General features: G+C 65.6%; 23 protein-coding genes, 1 tRNA gene and 1 pseudogene. 14 read left to right on the plus strand and 11 right to left on the minus strand.

Features of this window, described 5'->3' with window-relative positions; translation table 11 throughout:
- Positions 1-50 precede the first annotated feature (50 nt).
- From KB874_RS10595 to KB874_RS10610, 4 genes are read left to right on the plus strand one after another with little or no spacing between them, the layout of a single operon-like run.
- Positions 51-842, plus strand: a complete 792-nt coding sequence (locus KB874_RS10595; RefSeq protein WP_212536552.1) for an enoyl-ACP reductase FabI — start codon at positions 51-53, stop codon at positions 840-842.
- Between the two features lie 8 nt (positions 843-850).
- On the plus strand, positions 851-1,159 hold the full coding sequence (locus tag KB874_RS10600; RefSeq protein WP_212536553.1) for a hypothetical protein: 309 nt from the start codon (positions 851-853) through the stop codon (positions 1,157-1,159).
- A 58-nt stretch (positions 1,160-1,217) separates the two neighbouring features.
- The gene (locus KB874_RS10605) at positions 1,218-1,562 is read left to right on the plus strand and encodes a hypothetical protein (RefSeq protein WP_212536554.1); all 345 of its coding nucleotides are present in this window, start codon (positions 1,218-1,220) and stop codon (positions 1,560-1,562) included.
- A complete protein-coding gene (locus KB874_RS10610; protein ID WP_212536555.1) occupies positions 1,559-2,161 on the plus strand; it encodes a DedA family protein in 603 nt (200 codons plus the stop codon). The genes KB874_RS10605 and KB874_RS10610 overlap by 4 nt, the downstream gene beginning before the upstream one ends.
- Before the next feature lie 6 nt (positions 2,162-2,167).
- Here the strand turns inward: KB874_RS10610 and KB874_RS10615 are convergent, their stop codons facing one another.
- Positions 2,168-3,037 carry a glycosyltransferase family protein gene (locus tag KB874_RS10615; protein ID WP_212536556.1) on the minus strand — a complete coding sequence of 290 codons (870 nt, stop codon included), beginning with the start codon at positions 3,035-3,037 and terminating at the stop codon, positions 2,168-2,170.
- A gap of 120 nt (positions 3,038-3,157) precedes the next feature.
- Here KB874_RS10615 and miaB point away from each other — a divergent pair, with 120 nt between their 5' ends.
- Positions 3,158-4,465, plus strand: coding sequence for a tRNA (N6-isopentenyl adenosine(37)-C2)-methylthiotransferase MiaB (gene miaB, locus KB874_RS10620; protein WP_212536557.1), 1,308 nt, complete (start codon positions 3,158-3,160; stop codon positions 4,463-4,465).
- Positions 4,466-4,487: 22 nt separating this feature from the next.
- Here the strand turns inward: miaB and KB874_RS10625 are convergent, their stop codons facing one another.
- Positions 4,488-4,841: a hypothetical protein gene (locus tag KB874_RS10625; protein ID WP_212536558.1), complete on the minus strand. Its 354-nt coding sequence runs from the start codon at positions 4,839-4,841 to the stop codon at positions 4,488-4,490.
- Positions 4,842-5,232: 391 nt separating this feature from the next.
- Between KB874_RS10625 and KB874_RS10630 the strand changes: the two genes are divergently transcribed.
- The 3 genes and pseudogenes from KB874_RS10630 to KB874_RS10640 form a co-directional block, all read left to right on the plus strand.
- Positions 5,233-5,820: an OmpA family protein gene (locus tag KB874_RS10630; RefSeq protein WP_212536559.1), complete on the plus strand. Its 588-nt coding sequence runs from the start codon at positions 5,233-5,235 to the stop codon at positions 5,818-5,820.
- 11 nt (positions 5,821-5,831) lie between these two features.
- Positions 5,832-6,134, plus strand: a complete 303-nt coding sequence (locus tag KB874_RS10635) for a hypothetical protein (protein ID WP_212536560.1) — start codon at positions 5,832-5,834, stop codon at positions 6,132-6,134.
- Positions 6,135-6,562: 428 nt separating this feature from the next.
- Positions 6,563-7,284 (plus strand): annotated as a pseudogene (locus KB874_RS10640) (IS5 family transposase); the annotation flags it as partial.
- 328 nt (positions 7,285-7,612) lie between these two features.
- On the opposite strand, the gene KB874_RS10645 reads toward KB874_RS10640, so the two are convergent.
- From KB874_RS10645 to KB874_RS10655, 3 genes are all read right to left on the minus strand, one after another.
- A tRNA-Leu gene (locus KB874_RS10645) sits at positions 7,613-7,698 on the minus strand.
- Between the two features lie 44 nt (positions 7,699-7,742).
- Positions 7,743-8,288 (minus strand): tetratricopeptide repeat protein, encoded by a 546-nt coding sequence (locus tag KB874_RS10650; protein ID WP_212536561.1) that lies wholly within the window; start codon positions 8,286-8,288, stop codon positions 7,743-7,745.
- Between the two features lie 39 nt (positions 8,289-8,327).
- Positions 8,328-8,798 (minus strand): Lrp/AsnC family transcriptional regulator, encoded by a 471-nt coding sequence (locus KB874_RS10655; RefSeq protein WP_249200415.1) that lies wholly within the window; start codon positions 8,796-8,798, stop codon positions 8,328-8,330.
- Between the two features lie 110 nt (positions 8,799-8,908).
- Here KB874_RS10655 and putA point away from each other — a divergent pair, with 110 nt between their 5' ends.
- From putA to KB874_RS10670, 3 genes are all read left to right on the plus strand, one after another.
- Positions 8,909-12,337, plus strand: a complete 3,429-nt coding sequence (gene putA, locus KB874_RS10660; RefSeq protein ID WP_212536563.1) for a bifunctional proline dehydrogenase/L-glutamate gamma-semialdehyde dehydrogenase PutA — start codon at positions 8,909-8,911, stop codon at positions 12,335-12,337.
- Between the two features lie 79 nt (positions 12,338-12,416).
- Complete coding sequence (locus KB874_RS10665; protein ID WP_212536564.1) at positions 12,417-13,157, plus strand: rhomboid family intramembrane serine protease; 741 nt, start codon at positions 12,417-12,419, stop codon at positions 13,155-13,157.
- 74 nt (positions 13,158-13,231) lie between these two features.
- On the plus strand, positions 13,232-13,507 hold the full coding sequence (locus tag KB874_RS10670) for a hypothetical protein (RefSeq protein ID WP_212536565.1): 276 nt from the start codon (positions 13,232-13,234) through the stop codon (positions 13,505-13,507).
- 35 nt (positions 13,508-13,542) lie between these two features.
- Here the strand turns inward: KB874_RS10670 and KB874_RS10675 are convergent, their stop codons facing one another.
- The 5 genes from KB874_RS10675 to KB874_RS10695 all read right to left on the minus strand — a co-directional run bounded on the left by KB874_RS10675 (position 13,543) and on the right by KB874_RS10695 (position 17,658).
- Positions 13,543-14,286, minus strand: coding sequence for a hypothetical protein (locus KB874_RS10675; protein ID WP_212536566.1), 744 nt, complete (start codon positions 14,284-14,286; stop codon positions 13,543-13,545).
- A gap of 22 nt (positions 14,287-14,308) precedes the next feature.
- Positions 14,309-14,542 carry a DUF2442 domain-containing protein gene (locus KB874_RS10680; RefSeq protein ID WP_212536567.1) on the minus strand — a complete coding sequence of 78 codons (234 nt, stop codon included), beginning with the start codon at positions 14,540-14,542 and terminating at the stop codon, positions 14,309-14,311.
- Positions 14,523-14,765 (minus strand): DUF4160 domain-containing protein, encoded by a 243-nt coding sequence (locus KB874_RS10685; RefSeq protein ID WP_212536568.1) that lies wholly within the window; start codon positions 14,763-14,765, stop codon positions 14,523-14,525. Before KB874_RS10685 ends, KB874_RS10680 begins: the two co-directional genes overlap by 20 nt.
- Positions 14,766-14,891: 126 nt before the next feature.
- On the minus strand, positions 14,892-16,697 hold the full coding sequence (lepA, locus tag KB874_RS10690; RefSeq protein ID WP_212536569.1) for a translation elongation factor 4: 1,806 nt from the start codon (positions 16,695-16,697) through the stop codon (positions 14,892-14,894).
- A 73-nt stretch (positions 16,698-16,770) separates the two neighbouring features.
- Positions 16,771-17,658 carry a DUF1353 domain-containing protein gene (locus KB874_RS10695; protein ID WP_212536570.1) on the minus strand — a complete coding sequence of 296 codons (888 nt, stop codon included), beginning with the start codon at positions 17,656-17,658 and terminating at the stop codon, positions 16,771-16,773.
- A 116-nt stretch (positions 17,659-17,774) separates the two neighbouring features.
- Between KB874_RS10695 and KB874_RS10700 the strand changes: the two genes are divergently transcribed.
- Positions 17,775-18,260, plus strand: a complete 486-nt coding sequence (locus KB874_RS10700) for a cytochrome b (RefSeq protein WP_212536571.1) — start codon at positions 17,775-17,777, stop codon at positions 18,258-18,260.
- Between the two features lie 74 nt (positions 18,261-18,334).
- On the plus strand, positions 18,335-18,520 hold the full coding sequence (locus KB874_RS10705) for a CTP synthetase (RefSeq protein ID WP_212536572.1): 186 nt from the start codon (positions 18,335-18,337) through the stop codon (positions 18,518-18,520).
- On the opposite strand, the gene KB874_RS10710 is transcribed toward KB874_RS10705, so the two are convergent.
- Entirely contained in the window at positions 18,505-18,957 is a 453-nt protein-coding gene (locus KB874_RS10710; RefSeq protein ID WP_212536573.1) for a low molecular weight protein-tyrosine-phosphatase, read from the minus strand. The genes KB874_RS10705 and KB874_RS10710 overlap by 16 nt on opposite strands.
- Before the next feature lie 39 nt (positions 18,958-18,996).
- Between KB874_RS10710 and KB874_RS10715 the strand changes: the two genes are divergently transcribed.
- Positions 18,997-19,698, plus strand: a complete 702-nt coding sequence (locus KB874_RS10715) for an NAD-dependent deacylase (RefSeq protein WP_212536574.1) — start codon at positions 18,997-18,999, stop codon at positions 19,696-19,698.
- Positions 19,699-19,712: the final 14 nt, after the last annotated feature.

The raw sequence follows: 19,712 nt of genomic DNA on the forward strand, positions 1-19,712 counted from the left end.
GACCTCCCCGCCGGTTCCGGTCAGGTATTCCGAAACGGTCGGAGGGGCACATGACCATTTCTCTGGAAGGCAAGCGCGGGCTTGTCATGGGCGTGGCGAACGAACGCTCGATCGCCTGGGGCATCGCGAAGGCCTGCCATGACGCCGGGGCAGAACTGGCCTTTACCTACCAGGGCGACGCCTTTGGCAAGCGGGTGGAGCCTCTGGCGGTCTCCGTAGGGTCGGATTTCCTGGTGGATGTGGACGTCACCGACGACGCCTCGCTCGACCGCGCCTTCGAAGCACTGGCCGCGCGCTGGGACAGTCTCGATTTCCTTGTCCACGCCATCGCCTATTCCGACAAGAACGAGTTGACGGGCCGGATCCTCAACACAACCCGGGACAACTTCAAGACCTCGATGGACATCTCGGTCTATTCCTTCATCGACGTGGCGCGCCGGGCGCATCCCCTGATGAAGGAAAAGGGCGGAACGCTGCTGACCATGTCCTATCTCGGCAGCCAGCGGGTCATTCCCAATTACAACATCATGGGCGTGGCCAAGGCGGCGCTGGAGTCCGCCACGCGCTACTTGGCCAACGACCTCGGCCGCGACGGCATCCGCGTCAACGCGATCAGCCCCGGCATGATGAAGACCCTTGCCGGCGCGGCCATCGGCGGCGCGCGGGCAAGCTATCGCCACACCGACAAGAACGCGCCGCTGGGCCACAACGCCACGCTCGAGGCGGTGGGCGGCACGGCGGTCTGGCTGTGCTCGGACGTGGGTGCCTGCACCACCGGCGAGGTAATCCAGGTCGACAGCGGCTATCACGTGCTGGGCATGCCGCAGTTCGAGAACCTGTGACCGGTGGAATGTGGCGCGCCCTGCCCTTGCTGCTGACGCTTGCCGCGTGCCAGGCGCAACCGCCCACGACCGCAACACGCAGTGGCGACGGCATGGCCGACAGGCTGCGCCCCGGCATGACGGAAAACGACGCCTTTGGCCTGTTCGGTCCCGAAAGCGGGTTCGAACGCAACCCCGCCGACTGGGACCAGTCCTGCCTCAGCTATGCCTATGGTCCTGTCGGGGCGCCGCTTTACGTGCACGCGCTGTTCCGCGCGGGCGCGCTGGAGCAGGCGACGGATGGTCATGCCGGGCTCTGCACCTTCGCGGCGGCCTAGGCCACCTGCGCTGCAAAGGCGCATTGGCGCGCGCCTTCGACCCCTCTAATCAGGCCCCATGCCACTGTCCCGCCTCACGCGCCGCCCCATCCTGACCGCCGCCTTTTTCCTGGCGGTTGCGGTCACGGTCTTCTTCGCGGTACGGCTGGTGCTGTTCACGCTGTTCTGGGCCGACCCCACGCATCGCGAACAGCCGATCGAGGGCTGGATGTCGCCGGGCTACGTGGCGCATAGCTGGGACCTGCCGAGAGAGACAGTGGCCGAGGCGCTGGACCTGGAGCCACGGACTGACGGCCGCCGCCTGACCCTGGATGAGATCGCAGAAGAGCGCGGGGTGCCGGTGGCCAACCTGATCGCCACGCTCGAGGCCACGATCGCCGCGCATCGGGCCGACCGCCCATGACGGACACGCTCTTTGCCATGGTGCCCCATTACGGCGGCTGGGTGGTGCTGCTGGCGACCTTTCTATCCTGCCTTGCACTGCCGATCCCATCCTCGCTGATGATGCTGGCGGCGGGCGCCTTTGCCGCCTCGGGCGACCTGTCGCTGGCGGGCACGGCAGGCGCGGCCTATGCAGGGGCCATCGCGGGCGACCAGGCGGGCTATGCCATCGGGCGGCATGGCGGCACGCCTCTGGTCGCACGGCTGAAGCGGCGGGCGCGGGTCGCGTCCACGGTCGAGCGCGCTGCCGAGATGCTGCATCGGCGCGCGGTCTCGGCGGTCTTCCTGACGCGCTGGCTGTTCAGCCCGCTGGGACCGTATGTCAACTTCATCGGCGGGGCGATGGGCCTGGCCTGGTCGCGATTTACCCTTGGCAGCGTGACCGGAGAGGCGACCTGGGTCACGATCTACGTCGGCCTGGGCTTTGCCTTTGGCAGCCAGATCGCGCTGATCGCCGACATTGCCAGCAATCTCGCCGGGCTGTTGGCCGCAGGCGCGGTCACGGTGCTGTTGGGCGTCGCCCTGTTCCGTCGCCGCGCGAACAACCACCGCACTGCCTGAACCGCCTCAGAACCACTGGCCCGCCTCGATCAGCCCGAGGTCCAGCAACTGGCGCGAATGCCACTCGAACGGCGCGGACTTGTGCCAGCGGAAATCGCCGATCTCCCAGCGCGAGCCGGGATTGGCCTTGAGCGCCTTGGCGGTGCGAAAGGACGCGACGGCCGCCGTCAGGTTGTTGTGCCACTGGCAGGCATAGGTGTTGTATTCCTCGTCCGAAAACGTGTGATCATCGCGCAGCGTCAGCCCCTTTTTCGCGCGGAACAGCCCGATCCGGTCGATGCGCCGCCGCTCCCACGGCACGAATTCCTCGAACCGCCAGCGCAACCCGCCGTAGAAATCCAGTTGCCGTTCCTTTGGCGCCCAGTTCCGCTGCTGGTCTTCGCGCACCTGCGCATAGTAACCCACCGTGTCGATATGGGTGTCGTCCAGCGAGACGCCGTCCGGGAACTGCCCAAGATCGCCCGCATACAGATCGATGACGTAGGTCAGCATCGCGTCGCGCCGTTCCTCGGCATGAAAGGCCAGCAATTCGGGGACCGAGCGCGTCTCGCAGAACGGATAGAACAGGTATTCGGCGTTGTAGCAGTAATACATCCACTGGCCCGGCGCGGCCTGCGCTATGCGGCTGACGGCATCGGCGACACAGCCTTCCCGCCTTGGGTCGGCCTCGATGCGGTGGATCCGATCCTCGAGATCATCGGGCGCGCTCCAGCCGGGATCGGCGAAGACGAGGACCGTGGGAAAGCCCAGTTGCCGGTGATGGCGGATCGTGGTGTCGAGTTCGACCGCATCCTCCGCAAAGATCATCGCGACGGGGCCGCGCGCCAGCGTGCCGCGCCCGCGGCTGAGGAAATCGGCGATGTTCGAGTAGCGCATGCCTGCCTCCGCCGGTTGCGGCGCGGTTTTCGCACAGGTTGGGTGAAAATCTCGTGCATTGCAACAAGGCCCGGATTCGCGCTAAAGCCCGCCCCTGAACCAGACCCCGGAGGCACGCCCATGACCGCGCCGAAAAAGCTGTTCATCAAGACCTACGGCTGCCAGATGAACGTCTACGACAGCGAGCGCATGGCGGAGGCCATGGGCAGTCAGGGTTATGTTGCCACCGACAGTCCCGACGACGCGGACATGATCCTGCTGAACACCTGTCATATCCGGGAAAAGGCGGCGGAAAAGGTCTATTCGGAACTTGGCCGCTACAAGGGGCTGAAGGCCGCGAAACCCGACCTCAAGATCGGCGTGGCGGGCTGCGTCGCACAGGCCGAGGGCGAAGAGATCATGCGCCGCCAGCCGATGGTCGACCTGGTCGTCGGCCCGCAAAGCTATCACCGCCTGCCCGAGCTGACGGCACGGGCACAGGCGGGCGAAAAGGCGCTGGATACCGAGTTTCCCGAAGAGGACAAGTTCGAGCACCTGGCCAGCCGGCCCAAGGCGAAACGCGGCCCCAGCGCCTTCCTGACCGTGCAGGAAGGCTGCGACAAGTTCTGCGCCTTCTGCGTGGTTCCCTATACCCGCGGCGCCGAGGTCTCCCGCCCCGCCGCGCGCATCCTGTCCGAGGCCCGCGACCTGGTGGAACGCGGCGTGCGCGAGATCACGCTGCTGGGCCAGAACGTGAACGCCTATCACGGGCATGAGCGCGGGCTTGGCGGGCTGATCCGCGGCCTGGCCGCGATCGACGGTCTTGCGCGCATCCGCTTTACCACCTCGCATCCGAACGACATGGACGACGACCTGATCGCGGCGCATGGCGATTGCGAGAAACTGATGCCCTACCTGCACCTGCCCGTGCAGGCCGGCAGCGACCGCATCCTGAAACGGATGAACCGCCAGCACACCCGCGACGACTATTTCCGGCTGATCGACCGGCTGCGCGCGGTGCGCCCCGACCTGCACCTGTCGGGCGATTTCATCGTTGGCTTTCCCGAGGAAACAGACGAGGATTTCGCTTTGACGCTCGACCTGATCGAGCGGGTGGAATACGGCAGCGCCTTTTCATTCAAGTATTCGCCCCGTCCCGGCACCCCCGCGGCCGAGCGCGACCAACTGACCGAGGCCGTCAAGGACGACCGCCTGCACCGCCTCCAGGCGCTGCTGACGCGCCAGCAGCGCGCGCTTCAGGATGCGATGGTGGGGCGGGTCGTCACCGTGCTGTTCGAAAAGCCCGGCCGCATGACCGGCCAAATGGTGGGCAAGTCGGAATACCTGCACGCGGTCCATGTGCAGGCCGAGGGTGTCTCTGCGGGCGATCTGCGCCGGGTGCGGATCGTCGAAAGCGGCCCGAACTCGCTGCGCGGCGAACTGGCCTGAGCCAGCCCGCCCGCGTCAGGCGTCAGTGATTGGCGTTCCGGTGCGAGGCGCCGTCGCGAAAGATCCGCTCCATCGTGGCCTTCAATGCCTCGGGGTTGCCCACCAGCTTGTCGTCGCGGCAGACCCGTTCGGCGATCGCGTGGGCGGTCTCGAACGTGTAACCCGCGTTCACCAGGCTGTCGACGAAGTTGGAATTCGGGCGATCCCAGATCACGTCGTTCCACGGGCCGCGGAAACAACTGACGGTGATGACCGTCTGTTCGTGCACATGCGCCTTCGTCAGCGGGTCGTGATGGTGCTTGTTGTTGGCGCCGTCCGCAAAGGCGGGCGCGGCGAGGCCCAGCGTCAGGGCGGCAAGCGCGGAAATGGTCTTCATATGGCAAATCCCTTCAAATTGGGTCCGGTCAGGAGCATGAACCGCGAGGGCAAAGCTCCAAGCGTTCTGCCAGAAGATCTCTGCTCGCCCCCACGAGCGATCGCGATGATACGCGCGAAGCGGGTTCCGGCAAAGAGCCGTCTGCGTGGGTTTCACACCGCGCGACAATGCGCGGGCAATGGCGAAATCGTTTCGGCCATCACACGGATTCTTTCCGCATTCCGTGTGCAGGGGACAGCAGGACACGGCCCGCGAAAGCGGCCTTTTTACTTTCCTCATGCATTTTAGCTGTTAATCTCTTGATTACAGTGAATTTGCACGGGACCGCTGCCGATTCTGGTGCCGTGCGGGGGATAACAACAATCGAAGGGACAGGGTTGTGGCAACACGCATGACCAAAGCCTTTATCGCGCTTGCTCTGGCCGTCGCGACGGGACTGGGCAGCACTGCGCCTGTCCGGGCCGACCAGGACGCCGGCGCATCGCCATTCATTTCCATGCAGAACACCCGCATCGTTCGCGGCGAACAGTATATTCCCGGCATCTGGGTCGATCCCGACGGCTGCGAGCACTGGGTGATGGACGACGGCGCAGAAGGCTACATGAGCCCGCATACCGACCGCAACGGCATTCCCGTCTGCCGCAGAGGCAACACCTGCGGCGTGATGAACACCGACCAGTTCTTTGCCACCGATAAATACGCCATCTCGAGCGCGGGCAAGGCACGTCTGGCCGAGTTCTTCCGCCAAGCGCAGGCCACCTCGTTCATCATCACCGGCCACACCGACAGCCGGGCGTCCGACGAATACAACCTGCGCCTCAGCTACAATCGCGCGCTGGCCGTCGCCTCGGTTGCGAAATCCGTGGGCGCGCGCATCGCCGACGTGCGCGGCTACGGCGAACGCTGGCCGGTGGCCTCCAACGCCACCGCGAACGGCATGGCGAAGAACCGCCGCGTCGAAATCATCTGCGTCCGCTGAGGGGAAGTCACATGACCATTCGCAAACTCGCCCTCATGCTGTGTGCCGGCGCCCTGCTGGCCGGCTGTGAAATCGGCCCGGACAAGAGCATCGACCGCGGCATCGACAGCGACGACCTGAGCACGATGAAGGCCGGGATCTGGGTCGATCCGAACGGCTGCGACCACTGGATCATCGACGACGGCGTCGAGGGTTACCTGTCTCAGCGGCTCGACAAGTATGGCAAGCCGGTCTGCTCGGGGATCGCCCCACCGACCATCGCCACCGGCGACTTCAAGGGCGGCGCGACGTCGATCATCGGCGACCCGCTCTGACGCCGGTCACGGCGCGATACCGCCCGCTCCGGGAAACCGGGGCGGGCGTCAACATGTGAACCACGACCGACAGGCCGGACAATCCCGGTGACCCGAACCGCTCGATCCCACTGCAAGACCGGCATCGGCACTCCGGTTCGGCGAACGTCCTTCTGGCCCCAGCACTCCATGGCCCGCACCGGCGTTGTCGCGTCGCGGGAAACCCTTCGCGAGCTGGAAGAATCCGTAATCCGGACAAGTGTTTGACAGGAGCCCCGGGGGGGGCACGCGGCCGGTCTTTCATTGACAGGCGCGGACCCGGTTTGGAACACAGGGCGCACGGGCCCGGAAACAAGTCGAGACATCCCATGAGCACAGTGACAGGCGTTGTTTCAGAAGTATGACGACAGAGGATTCACTTCACGAAGCCATGTCGGTAGACGTGCTGCATGAGCGAGGCGTCTCCCGCGCGCTATCGTACGACGAACTGGTCCGGCTACAACGCGTCGCTGCGGAAGCGGGGATCGCTGCTGATCTGGGTCGACGGAGAGATGACATGGCGCGCGCCGCGTGACGGTCGGCCCGGGCGTCCGCCGGTTTTCTCCGATGCGGCCATACAGTTCTGCTTGTCGGTCAAGGTTCTCTTCAAACTGCCGTTACGCCAGACCGCCGGGATGGTGGCCAGCCTGCTCCGGTTAGCGGGGCGGGGCTGGACTGGCCGGTTCCGGACTTTTCCACCCTGTGCCGCAGGCAGAAGCCCCTGGCCGTGCAGGTTCCCTATCGCCGTGCCGACGGGCCGTTCAACCTGCTGATCCCCTCTCGGGACATTGCTGCGCAATGCCCTGCCGGGCAGTGGACAGCACCGGGATCAAGTTCCTCGGCGATGGCGAATGGCAGGCCCGCAAACACGGGGTGCAGGGCCGCCGCCAATGGCGCAAGGTGCATCTCGCCATGGACCCGGCCACATCCGACATCCGCGCCGTCGAATTCACCCCAAGCCGCGACAGCGACAGCCCCGTGCTGCCGGACCTGCTCGGCCAGATCCCGGCGGACGAACCGATCGGCACCGTCACCGCCCCTCTCGGCAGATTGCTTCGCAATCGCCTGCCGGGCAGTGGACGGCGCCTACGACACGCGCCGCTGCCACACCGCCATCATAGAGCGTGACGCCATTAGTTCAGGCCGAGAGCAACACAAAGCTGATTGTAGCATACGAGCGCCGCATCTCTGAACTTGAGCAGGAAAAGGCGGTCACGAAGGCTTCCATCGCAGAAGTCCCCAGCCCAGCGCACTCGTTCGAGGAAATGTTCGAACTCTCCATGCGATTTCTATCAAGCCCTTATGAAGTATGAAAAAATGTGATATTGAGGTGCGGCGGACTGTACTTAAGCTAGTGTTTTCGAAACCTTTGGCGGTCAGTCGAAAAACGGGTGTTCGAACCGCAGAAACCACCTACCCTTTCAAGGTGCTACGGCACTTCGGAGGGATGGATTCCGAAGTGGTGCCCGCGGCGAGACTCGAACTCGCACGCCACCAGGGGCTGGGGATTTTAAGTCCCCTGTGTCTACCATTCCACCACGCGGGCCAGCGGACGCGACGATAGCCGAAGCCGCGGCGATGTAAACCGGATCAGAGCTTTTCGGTGGCTTGCAGCAGCACCGGGCGAAGGTGACGTTCGCCCAGCCAGGGGTTCAGCTTCAGCGCGGCGTCGAGCGCGATCAGCGCCTCGGCGTCGCGGCCCAGCGCGTGCAGCGTCAGCGCCTTGCCCGACAGCGCGCCCACGTGGCGCGGGTTGATGTCCAGCGCGCGGTCAAGGTCGGGCAGCGCAGCCTCGAAATCTCCGGTCAGGAAATTGACGAAAGCGCGCTGGTTGTAGCCCTCGGCGTAGAACGGGCAGTAGTTCACAAGCGCCTCGAACCTGTCCATCGCCTGTAGATAATCATAGGACGACCGCGCCCGCATCCCCTGGTCCAGCATCGCCTGGCTGGGTTCGTCGGGCGCATTGTCCCAAAGGTCCCACAGCTGGTTGTTGATGACCTGCGCCTCGCCCTCGGACCCGACCTGCGCCAGCTCGGACAACAGGGCGTCCTGATCGGCGCCGTGGTCGGGTGCGGCGGGGCAGCCTTCGGCTTGCGCCAGGGCGGGGGTCAGGCAGATCAAAGCGGTGAGGACCATGTGACGCATGCAGCAATTTTGGTGCGAAGCCCGCGCGCGTCAAGTCACGTCGGCGAGACCGTCTTCCTTGACCGCTTCCATCGCCACGTAGGTCGAGGTCGAAGACACGCCCGGCAGCGTCGAGATCTTTTCCGCCAGCACGAGGCGATAGCTGCGCATGTCGGCGGTGCGCACCTTCAACAGATAGTCGAAGTTCCCGGCGATCAGGTGCGCCTGCTCGATTTCGGGGATGCGGGCCACGGCGTCGTTGAAGGCCGCCAGCGACCGTTCGCCCGTATCGGTCATCTTTATCTCGACGAAAGCGACGTGATCCAGTCCAAGGCGGATCGGGTCGAGGATGGCACGGTAGCCGCGGATCACGCCGTTTTCCTCCAGCCGCCGCAGCCGCGCCTGGGTGGGCGATTTCGACAGGCCGATCCGGCGCGCCAGTTCGGTGATCGAGATGCGCCCCTCCTCGGCGAGCGTGGTCAGAATCGCCTGGTCGAAACGGTCAAAGTCATCACCGTCCATTTGCACCGTGGTTTCCCTCATCTTCAGGCGAAAGGCGCGGATCGAACCCGATCATCGGGAAGACCGGCTGTCATCTGACCGATATACTAGCGCAAATTCCGGAGAATGACATGCCCAAGGACACCGCAGAACTGCGCTCTCTCATCGATGGCGACCTCTATGCCGACGAGGCCGCCATCGTCGCCCGGCTGCGCGACGCCGCACAGCTGTCAGAGGCCGATCGCGCCACCATCGTGACCCGCGCCGCGGGCCTCGTGCGCGACATCCGCGGCGCCACGCGCCCAGGCCTGATGGAGGTGTTCCTGGCCGAATATGGCCTGTCCACCGACGAGGGCATCGCGCTGATGTGCCTCGCAGAGGCGCTGCTGCGGGTGCCCGACGCCGACACGATCGACGCGCTGATCGAGGACAAGATAGCGCCCAGCGACTGGGGCCGCCACATGGGCCATTCCACCTCGCCGCTGGTCAACGCCTCGACCTGGGCGCTGATGCTGACGGGCAAGGTCCTGGCGGATGAACAGCCGGGGCCCGTGGGCCACCTGCGCGCCGCGATCAAGCGGCTGGGAGAGCCGGTGATCCGCACCGCCGTCGGCCGCGCCATGAAGGAGATGGGCGCGCAATTCGTGCTCGGCGAGACGATCCAGGCGGCGATGAAGCGCGGCTCGGCGCAAGAGGCCAAGGGCTACACCTACAGCTACGACATGCTGGGCGAGGCCGCGCGCACAGAGGCCGATGCCCGCCGTTATCACCTGTCCTACAGCCGCGCCATCGGCGCCATCGCCGAAGCCGCGCGCGGCAACGACATCCGCACCAATCCCGGCATCTCGGTCAAGCTGTCGGCACTGCATGCGCGTTATGACGACCTGCAACGCGCCACCGTTATGGACGAACTGGTGCCGCGCCTGCGCACGCTCTGCCAGTTGGCGCGCAGCGCCGGCATCGGGCTGAACATCGACGCCGAAGAGGCCGACCGGCTGGCGATCTCGCTGGACGTGATCGAGGCCGTCCTGTCGGAACCGTCGCTTGCCGGCTGGGACGGGTTCGGCGTGGTAGTACAGGCCTACGGGCTGCGCGCCGCGCCGGTCATCGACTGGCTGCACGACCTGGCCTCGCGGCTCGACCGCAAGATCATGGTGCGGCTGGTCAAGGGTGCCTACTGGGACACCGAGATCAAGCGCGCCCAAGTGGCGGGCATGGCGGGCTTCCCGGTGTTCACGTCCAAGGCGGCGACCGACATCTCTTACATGGCCAACGCCCGCAAGCTGCTGGGCATGACCGACCGCATCTATCCGCAATTCGCCACGCACAACGCGCATACGGTGGCGGCAATCCTGCACATGGGGGCCGATCCGGCGAGCTATGAATTCCAGCGCCTGCACGGCATGGGCGAGACGCTGCACGAGATCGTCAAGGGGCGCGAGGGCACGCGTTGCCGCATCTACGCCCCCGTGGGCGCGCATCGCGACCTGCTGGCCTACCTGGTGCGCCGCCTGCTGGAGAACGGGGCGAACTCCAGCTTCGTGAACCAGATCGTCGACGAGGAGGTGCCGCCAGAGGTCGTCGCCGCTGACCCGTTCGAAACACTGGAACAGGGCGCCTGGCCGATCACGCCGGGCACCGGGCTGTTCCTGCCGGAACGGCCCAACTCGCACGGGGTCGATTTGCGCGACCGGGCACAGCGCGAGGCGGTGGAAACCGGGCGCGGTTTCTTTGCCACACATGAATGGCAGGCTGCACCACTGACCGCCGTCGAGGCGCCACAGGGCCCGTCGGACCCCGTGGCAAACCCCGCCCGCCTGTCCGATACCGTGGGCCAAGTCAGGTGGGCCGTGCCAGAAACCGTCGCGGCCGCCGCCAGCGCAGCCCGCCCATGGCAGGCCAGCGCCGCGGAACGCACCGTAATCCTGAACCGCGCCGCCGACCTGTTCGAGGCCAATGCGGGCGAGGTCTTTGCCCTACTGCACCGCGAGGCAGGCAAGACCATGCTCGACGCCGTGGCGGAACTGCGCGAGGCGGTGGACTTCCTGCGCTACTACGCGGCGCGGACGGAGGGAGGGGCAGCACTCGGCATCTTCGCCTGCATCAGCCCGTGGAACTTCCCGCTGGCCATCTTCACCGGGCAGGTCGCGGCTGCACTGGCTGCGGGTAACGCCGTTCTGGCCAAACCCGCCGAGCAGACGCCGCTGATCGCCCATCGCGCGGTCGAATGGCTGCACGAGGCGGGCGTGCCCCGCACCGCCCTGCAATCCCTTCCCGGCGCAGGCGAGGTGGGTGCGGCGCTGACCTCGAACCCCACGGTGGGGGGCATGGCCTTCACCGGCTCGACCGAGACGGCGCAGATCATCCACCGCACCATGGCCAAACACCTCGCCCCCGGCGCGCCGCTGATCGCGGAAACCGGTGGGCTCAACGCGATGATCGTCGACAGCACCGCCCTGCCCGAACAGGCCGTGCAGGCCATCGTCGAAAGCGCCTTTCAATCCGCAGGCCAGCGCTGTTCCGCCCTGCGCTGCCTTTACGTGCAGGAGGACATCGCCGAGGACCTGCTGAAGATGCTGACCGGCGCGATGGAGGCGCTGCTGGTGGGCGATCCCTGGGAACTGTCCTGCGACCTTGGCCCGGTGATCGACGCCGAGGCCAAGGCGGGCATCGTCGCCCATATCGAGCAGGCGGCGTCCGAAGGCCGCGTCATCAAGACCTTCCCGACGCCCGACCGCGGCCATTTCGTCGCGCCCACGCTGATCCGCGTCTCGGGCATCGACCAGATGACGCGCGAGATCTTCGGCCCCGTCCTGCATGTCGCCACCTTCAAGGCCACGCAGATCGACAAGGTCATCGCCGCGATCAACGCTACCGGCTACGGCCTAACCTTCGGGCTGCAGACCCGGATCGACGACCGGGTGCAGCATGTCTCCGAGGCGATCCACGCCGGCAACATCTACGTCAACCGCAACCAGATAGGCGCCATCGTCGGCAGCCAGCCCTTCGGTGGCGAGGGTCTGTCTGGCACCGGGCCCAAGGCCGGCGGGCCGCTTTATGTCGACCGCTTCCGGCGGCACGAGACGCTTTTGATGGGCGGGGCATGGGGCGCGCAGGCCGATCCGGCCACCGTGCAACGCCTGATCGACCAGGCACCGGGCGGCGAGGACATCCGGCGCACCGACCTGCCCGGCCCGACCGGCGAGGCGAACCAGTATGTGACGCATGCCCGTGCCCCGGTCCTGTGCCTTGGTCCGGGCGCAGAGGCCGCCGAGGCGCAGGCCCACGCGATCCGTGTGCTGGGCGGCCGCGCCGTCGCGGCGGGCGGCGCCCTGCCTCCGCAGGCGCTGGAAACGCTGACCGGCTTCTCCGCCGCGCTCTGGTGGGGCGACGAAGCCACGGCGCGCGCCCTGCGGACGGCGTTGGCATCCCGCAAGGGGCCGATCCTGACGCTCATCACCGGGGCGCCGGATACGGGCCATGCGCGGGCGGAACGCCATGTCTGCATCGACACCACGGCGGCGGGCGGCAACGCCGCGCTGCTGGCCGGGGCCGAGTGACCGGCGGGGCGGGGCAGAACCCCGCCCTGCACCCTGTCGCGCCTTTACGACGGACCCGCGCGGGCCTAACTCTAGCCGCATGTTCCCGATCCGAGATCACAACCCCTCGGGCCGCGTGCCCGTCGTCACCTATGCGCTGATCGCGATCAACGTCGCGGTCTTCCTGCTGACATGGGGGCTCGAGGCAAACCCCCGCGCGCTGCTCGCCTTCTACGCCGATTACGCCCTTGTCCCGGCGCTGGTCAGCAACGGACAGGGCTATAGCGGCTTTCTCACCTCGATGTTCCTGCACGGCGGGTTGATGCACCTGGCGGGCAACATGCTGTTCCTGTTCATCTTCGGCGACAACATGGAGGACGAGATGGGCCACCTGCCCTATCTCGGCTTCTACCTGGCCTGCGGGCTGGCGGCGGGCATGGCGCAATACCTGGCCGAACCATCGTCGCGCATCCCGATGGTCGGCGCATCGGGGGCCATTGCCGGGGTGATGGGCGGTTACCTGCTGCTGTTCCCGCGGGCGAGGGTGGATATCCTGCTGTTCTTCGTCGTGATCGTGCGGATCATCCCGGCCCCCGCCTGGATCGTGCTGGCGGCGTGGTTCGGGATGCAGATCTTCGGCGGACTGGCCACACCGGCAGATGCGGGGGGCGTGGCCTACTGGGCGCATGCGGGCGGGTTCGTGGCCGGGGTCGCGCTGACACTGCCGCTGTGGTCGCGGCTGGGCGGAGCGGGCTTCTGGGCGCGCACCCGGGGCCACCCGCCACACCCCGAGGCACGCTATTCCGTCACCCGCGTCCCGCGCGTGCCGCGCCGCCGCTAGGCCGATCTGATCCGGATCAAGGCGCGCGCCCCCGGCCCCTGCCATGCTGGCTGGATCACGGAGGAGGAACGCCCATGATCACCGTCGAGGATATCGTCGGAATGACCGACCTGACCGAGGCCGAGGTCGCCGCGCTGGCCGAGCACGAACACCTGCCCGACCTCGATGCCGCCGCGCTGGGGGATTACCTGATGCACATCCACCACGGGCCGCAAAAGGTGCAGCAGATGATCTGCGAGGACATCCGCGCGGCGCTGCATGCGGACAACGTGGAGCACGCGCGGGAGTTATATGCCGTGCTGCATCACTTCCTGGCGGATCATCCGGAGGCGGTGAGGGGAAGTGAGTGAAGGGGAGTGGGATAGCACCGTAATTTGAGTGCTTATCAGGCCTGCCGCTTCTCGAATGGACGATTGGCTTGAATATAGAGACCCAGTTGTCCTGCAGCCTCGGTGATGATCTCGTGCCCACGGCAAGCGCCAAATCGAATGGGCCAAATGCGATCCAAGATCGACAAAACATCAATGCCAGTTACGCCCGTTTTCACAAAGCACCTGACTCGTTCCTCATCTTGGCCAAGAAGGAAAGTCTTGTAGGTCAGCCGATCATCACCTCTTTCATCTTCAGAAGCTGATACAAGCTGAAAGATATTTGGGTGAGCGCCGTAATCGATTAACATGTCGATTGTTGAATTTACCCTATCAAGAAGTTGTTTGTCCTCTTTGCCCAAGGCGTTTCGCGCCGCTGATAACGGCCCCTCCCTCCCGGCTCGAAGTTTTCTCTTTGCATTTTGGTCAACTTCGCGATCCCACCACAAAGCCTCCCATTCCTTATCTTTTGAGAACAAATATGCATAGAAGGCGCACTCAATGCAGTGCCGCAGCAAGGTTGGAACCTGAGCTGCTGCACCACTCAACGTGAGCATAACGGAACTGCGCCAACTCCCGAACGCTATGTGAAGCAACCTCGCCGAAGTAAGATGCTCTGCATCATCAAGCGCATCAGAGAATTCGGAGAAAAGACTGTCTAATAGAGAAACGTGCTGTGGCAATGGCCCAGAGCAGTTGTGGATAAACTTGGACCGATAGGACTCAAACAAAGAGGTTCCGGCTTTCCGATCTTCGATCAAAAGAAAACCTCAACTAGACAAATCAAGCCGCCTCGACCCCACCCTGCCCCGCCAGCAGCGCGGGCACCGAGATATCCTCGTCCAGCGCCTCCCAATGCAGGCCAAAGGGCGTGATCTCGACGCCACCCAGCGCCTCTGGCTGCGCGTTCAGCAAGCGCGGAAACCATGTCAGCGGCACGCCGAGGATGCGGCCGTCGGACAGCGACACCCACATCGTCGCTTCGTCAAAGCGGACGTCAGTGGCGGAAATGGTCATGCCAGGCCTCCTCGATCTCTGCCGCACGCGTCGCAACGATTTGCGCCAACGCCTTGAGGGTCTTGGCGTCGAACCCGTGGCTGCGTGCCAGGGCGACGGGGCGGACCCAGAATTTCGCTTCGCCGCCGTCCTTCATGACATGAACATGCACCGGTTCGCGCGGATCGCCCTCGTTGGAGTAGAAGAAGAACCGGAACCCGGCATGGCGGAAGACCGTCGGCATGCCAACAGGTTAGCGCGGGGCGTAGCGCTTGTCATCAGGGATGGAGGCACCAAGCATGGAGAGGGTGTGGGCACGCGTTGTTTTGCTTCGCAAAAAACGCTTTCGCCCACTCACTCTCAAAATGGATCAAGAATCCATTTTGAGAGCGGAAATAAACGCCTCCTGCGGGATCTCGACCTTGCCGAACTGGCGCATCTTCTTCTTGCCGGCCTTCTGCTTTTCCAGCAGCTTCTTCTTCCGCGTCGCGTCGCCGCCATAGCACTTGGCGGTCACGTCCTTGCGCAGCGCCGACAGCGTCTCGCGCGCGATCACCTTGCCGCCGATGGCCGCCTGGATCGGGATCTTGAACATGTGGCGCGGGATCAGGTCCTTGAGCTTTTCGCACATCGCGCGGCCGCGCATCTCGGCCCGGTCGCGGTGCACCATCATCGACAGCGCGTCCACCGGCTCGTCGTTCACCAGCACCTGCATCTTGACGAGGTTGTCCTCGCGATACCCCTCCATCTGGTAGTCGAACGAGGCATAGCCCTTGGTCACCGACTTCAGCCGGTCGTAGAAGTCGAACACCACCTCGTTCAGCGGCAGGTCATAGACCACCATCGCCCGAGGTCCGGCATAGGTCAGGTCCAGCTGGATGCCCCGGCGGTCCTGGCAGAGTTTCAGCACGTCGCCGAGGTATTCGTCGGGCACGAGGATCGTCGCCTTGATCCGCGGCTCCTCGATATGGTCGACCGTGGACAGGTCCGGCATGTCGGCAGGGTTGTGCAACTCCAGCTGCGTGCCGTCCTTGAGGAACAGGTGATAGACCACCGAGGGGGCGGTGGTGATCAGGTCGATATCGTATTCACGCTCCAGCCGGTCGCGCACGACCTCGAGGTGCAGCAGGCCGAGGAAGCCACAGCGGAAGCCGAAGCCGAGGGCGGCCGAGGTCTCCATCTCGTAGGTGAAGGAGGCGTCGTTCAGCGCCAGCTTCTCGATCGCGTCGCGCAGATCCTCGAACTCGTTCGCGTCGACCGGGAAGAGCCCGCAGAAGACCACGGGCACCGAGGGCTTGAAGCCCGGCAGCGCCTTGTCGGCGGGGCGTTTGTCATGGGTGATCGTGTCGCCGACGCGGGTGTCGCGCACCTGCTTGATCGAGCCGGTGAAGACGCCGATCTCGCCCGGGCCCAGTTCCTTGACGTCGGTCATGGCCGGTTTCAGCACCGCCAGCTTGTCGACGCCGTACTTGCCGCCCGTGCGCATCATGCGGATGTTGTCGCCCTTGCGCAGGGTGCCGTCCATGATCCGCACCAGCACGACGACGCCGAGATAGCTGTCATACCAGCTGTCCACCAGCATCGCCTTGAGCGGCGCGTCCGGGTCGCCGGAATGCGGCGGCGGCAGGCGCTTGACGATGGCCTCGAGCACGTCGGGAATGCCGATGCCGGTCTTGGCCGAGATCAGGCAGGCCTCGGAGGCGTCGATGCCGATGACATCCTCGATCTGCTCCTTGACGCGCTCGGGCTCGGCGGCGGGCAGGTCGATCTTGTTCAGGACCGGCACGATCTCGTGATTGGCGTCGATGGCGGTATAGACGTTGGCCAGCGTCTGCGCCTCGACCCCCTGCGTGGCGTCCACCACCAGCAGGGATCCCTCGACCGCGCGCATCGAGCGGCTGACCTCGTAGGCAAAGTCCACGTGGCCGGGCGTGTCGATCAGGTTCAGGATGTAGGTCTGGCCGTCCTTCGCCGGATATTCGATCCGGACGGTGTTGGCCTTGATGGTGATGCCACGCTCGCGCTCGATATCCATCGCGTCGAGCATCTGCTCTTTCATGTCGCGTTCCGCGACGGTGCCGGTCAACTGGATCAGCCTGTCGGCCAGGGTGGATTTCCCGTGGTCGATATGGGCGACGATGGAAAAATTGCGGATGCGGGACAAGGGTGTGCTCATGCCTCGCGATATGCTTTGGAACCGGGCTTTGGTCAAGGTGGCAGATGCGGTTCCGGCCCGCTCCGCAGCCGGATCACAACTGCGCCGCGGCGTTCTGCTGCCCGGCTGTCAACGGCAGGCCCGTTTCCGGGTCGATCAAGGGGCCGGTGGCCGGGTCGCCGTTTGGATCCCCCTCCTCGAAGACCTCCTCTTCGGGTGTTTCCTCGGGCAGATCGTCGCCACGGGGCGGCTGCGGATAGGCCCGCAGCAGCGCCCGCTCCTGCTGGCGCAGATAGGCCAGCAGAACGGCAAAGGACGGCCCCTCACCGCCGCGCACGCGGCCCTGGGTCGAGACGACGGCGCCCAGCCCCGCATCGACACGTCCCGGCGCAGCAGGACCGCCGCGCGCGATGAAATCCCGGGTTTCGCGCATCGCCTGGCGCAGTTGCGCCTCGGGTACGTGATCCAGCGTGCGGCTGGTCCGCCAGCGCGGCCCGCCCAGCCAGACCGCCGCGAACATCGTCTTGGCCACGACCGGGCGCGCACCGGATGCGATAAGCCCGTCATAGAACATGACATGCACCTCTTCCCACGGCGCGCTGCGGAATTTCGGACCGGCCTCGTTGCCGACGCCGCAATAGGCGTCGTGCATGGCGGCGGCATTGATGTATTCCGGCTCTGTCGGATCGCCCAGAAGCGAGACGAAGATCCGCGGGATCGAGGCGCCATCGGTCAGCGTGCCCTGCGGCGCGGTCCAGACCTGCCCCCGCCCGTCGATGAAGTTCAGTTCCTGCGCGGTGGGAAAGAAGGTCCAGGCGCGGCGTGGCAGGACGACCGGCTGCGGCAGGACGCGCAGCGGCGTGCTGTCGAAGCGGCATCCCCCGGCGGGCAGGGCATCGCAGGTCGGCCCCCGTTCCTGCGGAACCGCCGCGCAACCGGCAAGGATCGTGGCAAGGGCAGCGACTGTGGCAATCGGTTTCATGTCATTATCCGTTCGAGCATCAATACTGACACAAGCGTTACGGGAGTCGCCCGATCCGATCAAGAATCGAGCGCCTTTTCCCGCTGGCATTATCGAGAGGAAAAAGAGAGGCGCCCATGGGATACACGAAATCGCAGATCGTCCTGCACTGGACGGTGATGGCGCTGGTGGCGCTGCAATTTTTGCTGAACGAGGGCATCTCGACCGCGTTTCGCGACGCGGTGCGCGGCGGCGAGACCGGGTTTACCCCGCTAGTCGCCCTGCATGTCTTCCTGGGCTTCCTGGTCTTCGCCTTCACCCTGTGGCGGCTGGCGCTGCGCCTGACCCATGGCGCACCGCCGCCGCCAGAGGCAGAGCCGGAAAAGCTGCGCAAGCTGTCCGACCTGGCGCACTGGGCCTTCTATGTGCTGCTGGCGATCATCCCGGTCAGCGGCGCGGTGGCCTGGTTCCGGCTGAACCGCAGCGCTGCTGACGCGCACGAGGTGCTGACGACCGCCCTGCTGGCGCTTATTGTGCTGCACGTGGCGGCGGTCGCGGTGCACCAGTTCGTCTGGAAAACCAATCTGATCGACCGAATGAGGCGCCCTGCCCCACGCGACTGATGCAGATCAAGGCATTCGTATATTGAATCTGGCATATATCTTCCAATCGCAATGCAGACTTGCAGGAGGATTCGATGCTTCGTCTTGCCGGGATACTCTATTCGCTGATTTCCACCACACTGGCGGGCACCGCAATCATCGCGGTTCTGGTTGCCGGATACGGCACGCTGACGCCGATCCTGGTCGCCGCTGCCGCGGGTTTCATCGTCTCGCTGCCGGTCGCATGGTACGTGGCGCGGCAGCTCTACGGCCCGGCCTGATCCAGCAGGCCCGCCGCGCAAAGCTCGATCAGGTCCAGCGCCCCCGTGAAATCCCGGGTGAAATAGGGGTCGGGCACCTCGGTCATGCCGGTCTCGGGCGCGAAATCGGTGAACAGCCGCAGTTGCGCGTCCCTGCCGGGTGCCAGGCGCCGCAAGTCGGCCATGTTCTGCGCGTCCATCGCAAGGATCAGGTCGAAGCGGTCGAAATCGGCCCGGCTTACCTGCCGCGCGCGCAGGCCTGACAGGTCATAGCCCCGCACCAGCGCCGCCGCCTGCATCGGCCCGTAAGGCGGCTTGCCCACGTGCCAGTCGCCGGTGCCCGCGCTGTCCAGGCGCAGGTCCAGCCCCCGCCGCGCCGCCAGCGCACGCGTCACCCCCTCGGCCGAGGGCGAGCGGCAGATATTGCCCAGACAGACGAAGAGGATACTCTGTGCCATGACCCGGACCTAGCCGGGCGGAAAGCCGGGGACAAGGCCATGGTGGACAAGATCGTGATCCTGACCGGCGCGGGCCTGTCCGCCGAAAGCGGGCTGGGCACCTTCCGCGACAAGGACGGGCTCTGGACGCGCCACCCGCTCGAGGATGTCGCAACGCCCGAGGGATTCGCCCGCAATCCGGCGCTGGTGCACGATTTCTACAACGCCCGCCGCACGCAGGCCGCAGGCGCAGAGCCCAACGCCGCGCATCGGGCACTGGCCCGGTTGCAGCAGGGCTGGCCTGGCGCGGTCGTGATCGTGACGCAGAACGTGGACGGTCTGCACGAAAAGGCGGGATCGACCGTGATCCACATGCACGGCGAACTGGCGCGCGCGCTTTGCCATGCCTGCGGCCACCGCTGGACCGCACCTCAGACGATGGCGCCCCACGATCCCTGCCCCGCCTGCACCGCGAAGGCGACCCGCCCCGACGTGGTCTGGTTCGGAGAGATGCCCTATTTCATGGACGAGATCGCGCAGCACCTCGAGGATTGCGCCCTTTTCGCCGCGATCGGCACCTCGGGCCAGGTCTGGCCAGCCGCCGCGTTCGTGCAGGAGGCGCGGCTTGCCGGGGCACAAACGGTGGAACTGAACCTGGAACCGTCCGAGGTGTCTCGAGCGTTTCACGAGCGCCGCATCGGTCCGGCCACGACCATCGTGCCTGCCTGGGTCGATGCGCTGCTCAAGGAATGGGCGGGGTAACCCCCGCCCCTGCG

Origin of the sequence: Thetidibacter halocola (assembly GCF_018224955.1) — a bacterium.
GTDB lineage: Bacteria > Pseudomonadota > Alphaproteobacteria > Rhodobacterales > Rhodobacteraceae > Thetidibacter > Thetidibacter halocola.

Bases quoted from the DNA above. Each gene is read 5' to 3' on its own strand.
- KB874_RS10595 (WP_212536552.1), top strand. From the start codon at position 51: ATGACCATTTCTCTGGAAGGCAAGCGCGGGCTTGTCATGGGCGTGGCG.
- KB874_RS10600 (WP_212536553.1), top strand. From the start codon at position 851: ATGTGGCGCGCCCTGCCCTTGCTGCTGACGCTTGCCGCGTGCCAGGCG.
- KB874_RS10605 (WP_212536554.1), top strand. From the start codon at position 1,218: ATGCCACTGTCCCGCCTCACGCGCCGCCCCATCCTGACCGCCGCCTTT.
- KB874_RS10610 (WP_212536555.1), top strand. From the start codon at position 1,559: ATGACGGACACGCTCTTTGCCATGGTGCCCCATTACGGCGGCTGGGTG.
- KB874_RS10615 (WP_212536556.1), bottom strand. From the start codon at position 3,037: ATGCGCTACTCGAACATCGCCGATTTCCTCAGCCGCGGGCGCGGCACG.
- miaB (WP_212536557.1), top strand. From the start codon at position 3,158: ATGACCGCGCCGAAAAAGCTGTTCATCAAGACCTACGGCTGCCAGATG.
- KB874_RS10625 (WP_212536558.1), bottom strand. From the start codon at position 4,841: ATGAAGACCATTTCCGCGCTTGCCGCCCTGACGCTGGGCCTCGCCGCG.
- KB874_RS10630 (WP_212536559.1), top strand. From the start codon at position 5,233: ATGACCAAAGCCTTTATCGCGCTTGCTCTGGCCGTCGCGACGGGACTG.
- KB874_RS10635 (WP_212536560.1), top strand. From the start codon at position 5,832: ATGACCATTCGCAAACTCGCCCTCATGCTGTGTGCCGGCGCCCTGCTG.
- KB874_RS10650 (WP_212536561.1), bottom strand. From the start codon at position 8,288: ATGGTCCTCACCGCTTTGATCTGCCTGACCCCCGCCCTGGCGCAAGCC.
- KB874_RS10655 (WP_249200415.1), bottom strand. From the start codon at position 8,798: ATGGACGGTGATGACTTTGACCGTTTCGACCAGGCGATTCTGACCACG.
- putA (WP_212536563.1), top strand. From the start codon at position 8,909: ATGCCCAAGGACACCGCAGAACTGCGCTCTCTCATCGATGGCGACCTC.
- KB874_RS10665 (WP_212536564.1), top strand. From the start codon at position 12,417: ATGTTCCCGATCCGAGATCACAACCCCTCGGGCCGCGTGCCCGTCGTC.
- KB874_RS10670 (WP_212536565.1), top strand. From the start codon at position 13,232: ATGATCACCGTCGAGGATATCGTCGGAATGACCGACCTGACCGAGGCC.
- KB874_RS10680 (WP_212536567.1), bottom strand. From the start codon at position 14,542: ATGACCATTTCCGCCACTGACGTCCGCTTTGACGAAGCGACGATGTGG.
- KB874_RS10685 (WP_212536568.1), bottom strand. From the start codon at position 14,765: ATGCCGACGGTCTTCCGCCATGCCGGGTTCCGGTTCTTCTTCTACTCC.
- lepA (WP_212536569.1), bottom strand. From the start codon at position 16,697: ATGAGCACACCCTTGTCCCGCATCCGCAATTTTTCCATCGTCGCCCAT.
- KB874_RS10695 (WP_212536570.1), bottom strand. From the start codon at position 17,658: ATGAAACCGATTGCCACAGTCGCTGCCCTTGCCACGATCCTTGCCGGT.
- KB874_RS10700 (WP_212536571.1), top strand. From the start codon at position 17,775: ATGGGATACACGAAATCGCAGATCGTCCTGCACTGGACGGTGATGGCG.
- KB874_RS10705 (WP_212536572.1), top strand. From the start codon at position 18,335: ATGCTTCGTCTTGCCGGGATACTCTATTCGCTGATTTCCACCACACTG.
- KB874_RS10710 (WP_212536573.1), bottom strand. From the start codon at position 18,957: ATGGCACAGAGTATCCTCTTCGTCTGTCTGGGCAATATCTGCCGCTCG.
- KB874_RS10715 (WP_212536574.1), top strand. From the start codon at position 18,997: ATGGTGGACAAGATCGTGATCCTGACCGGCGCGGGCCTGTCCGCCGAA.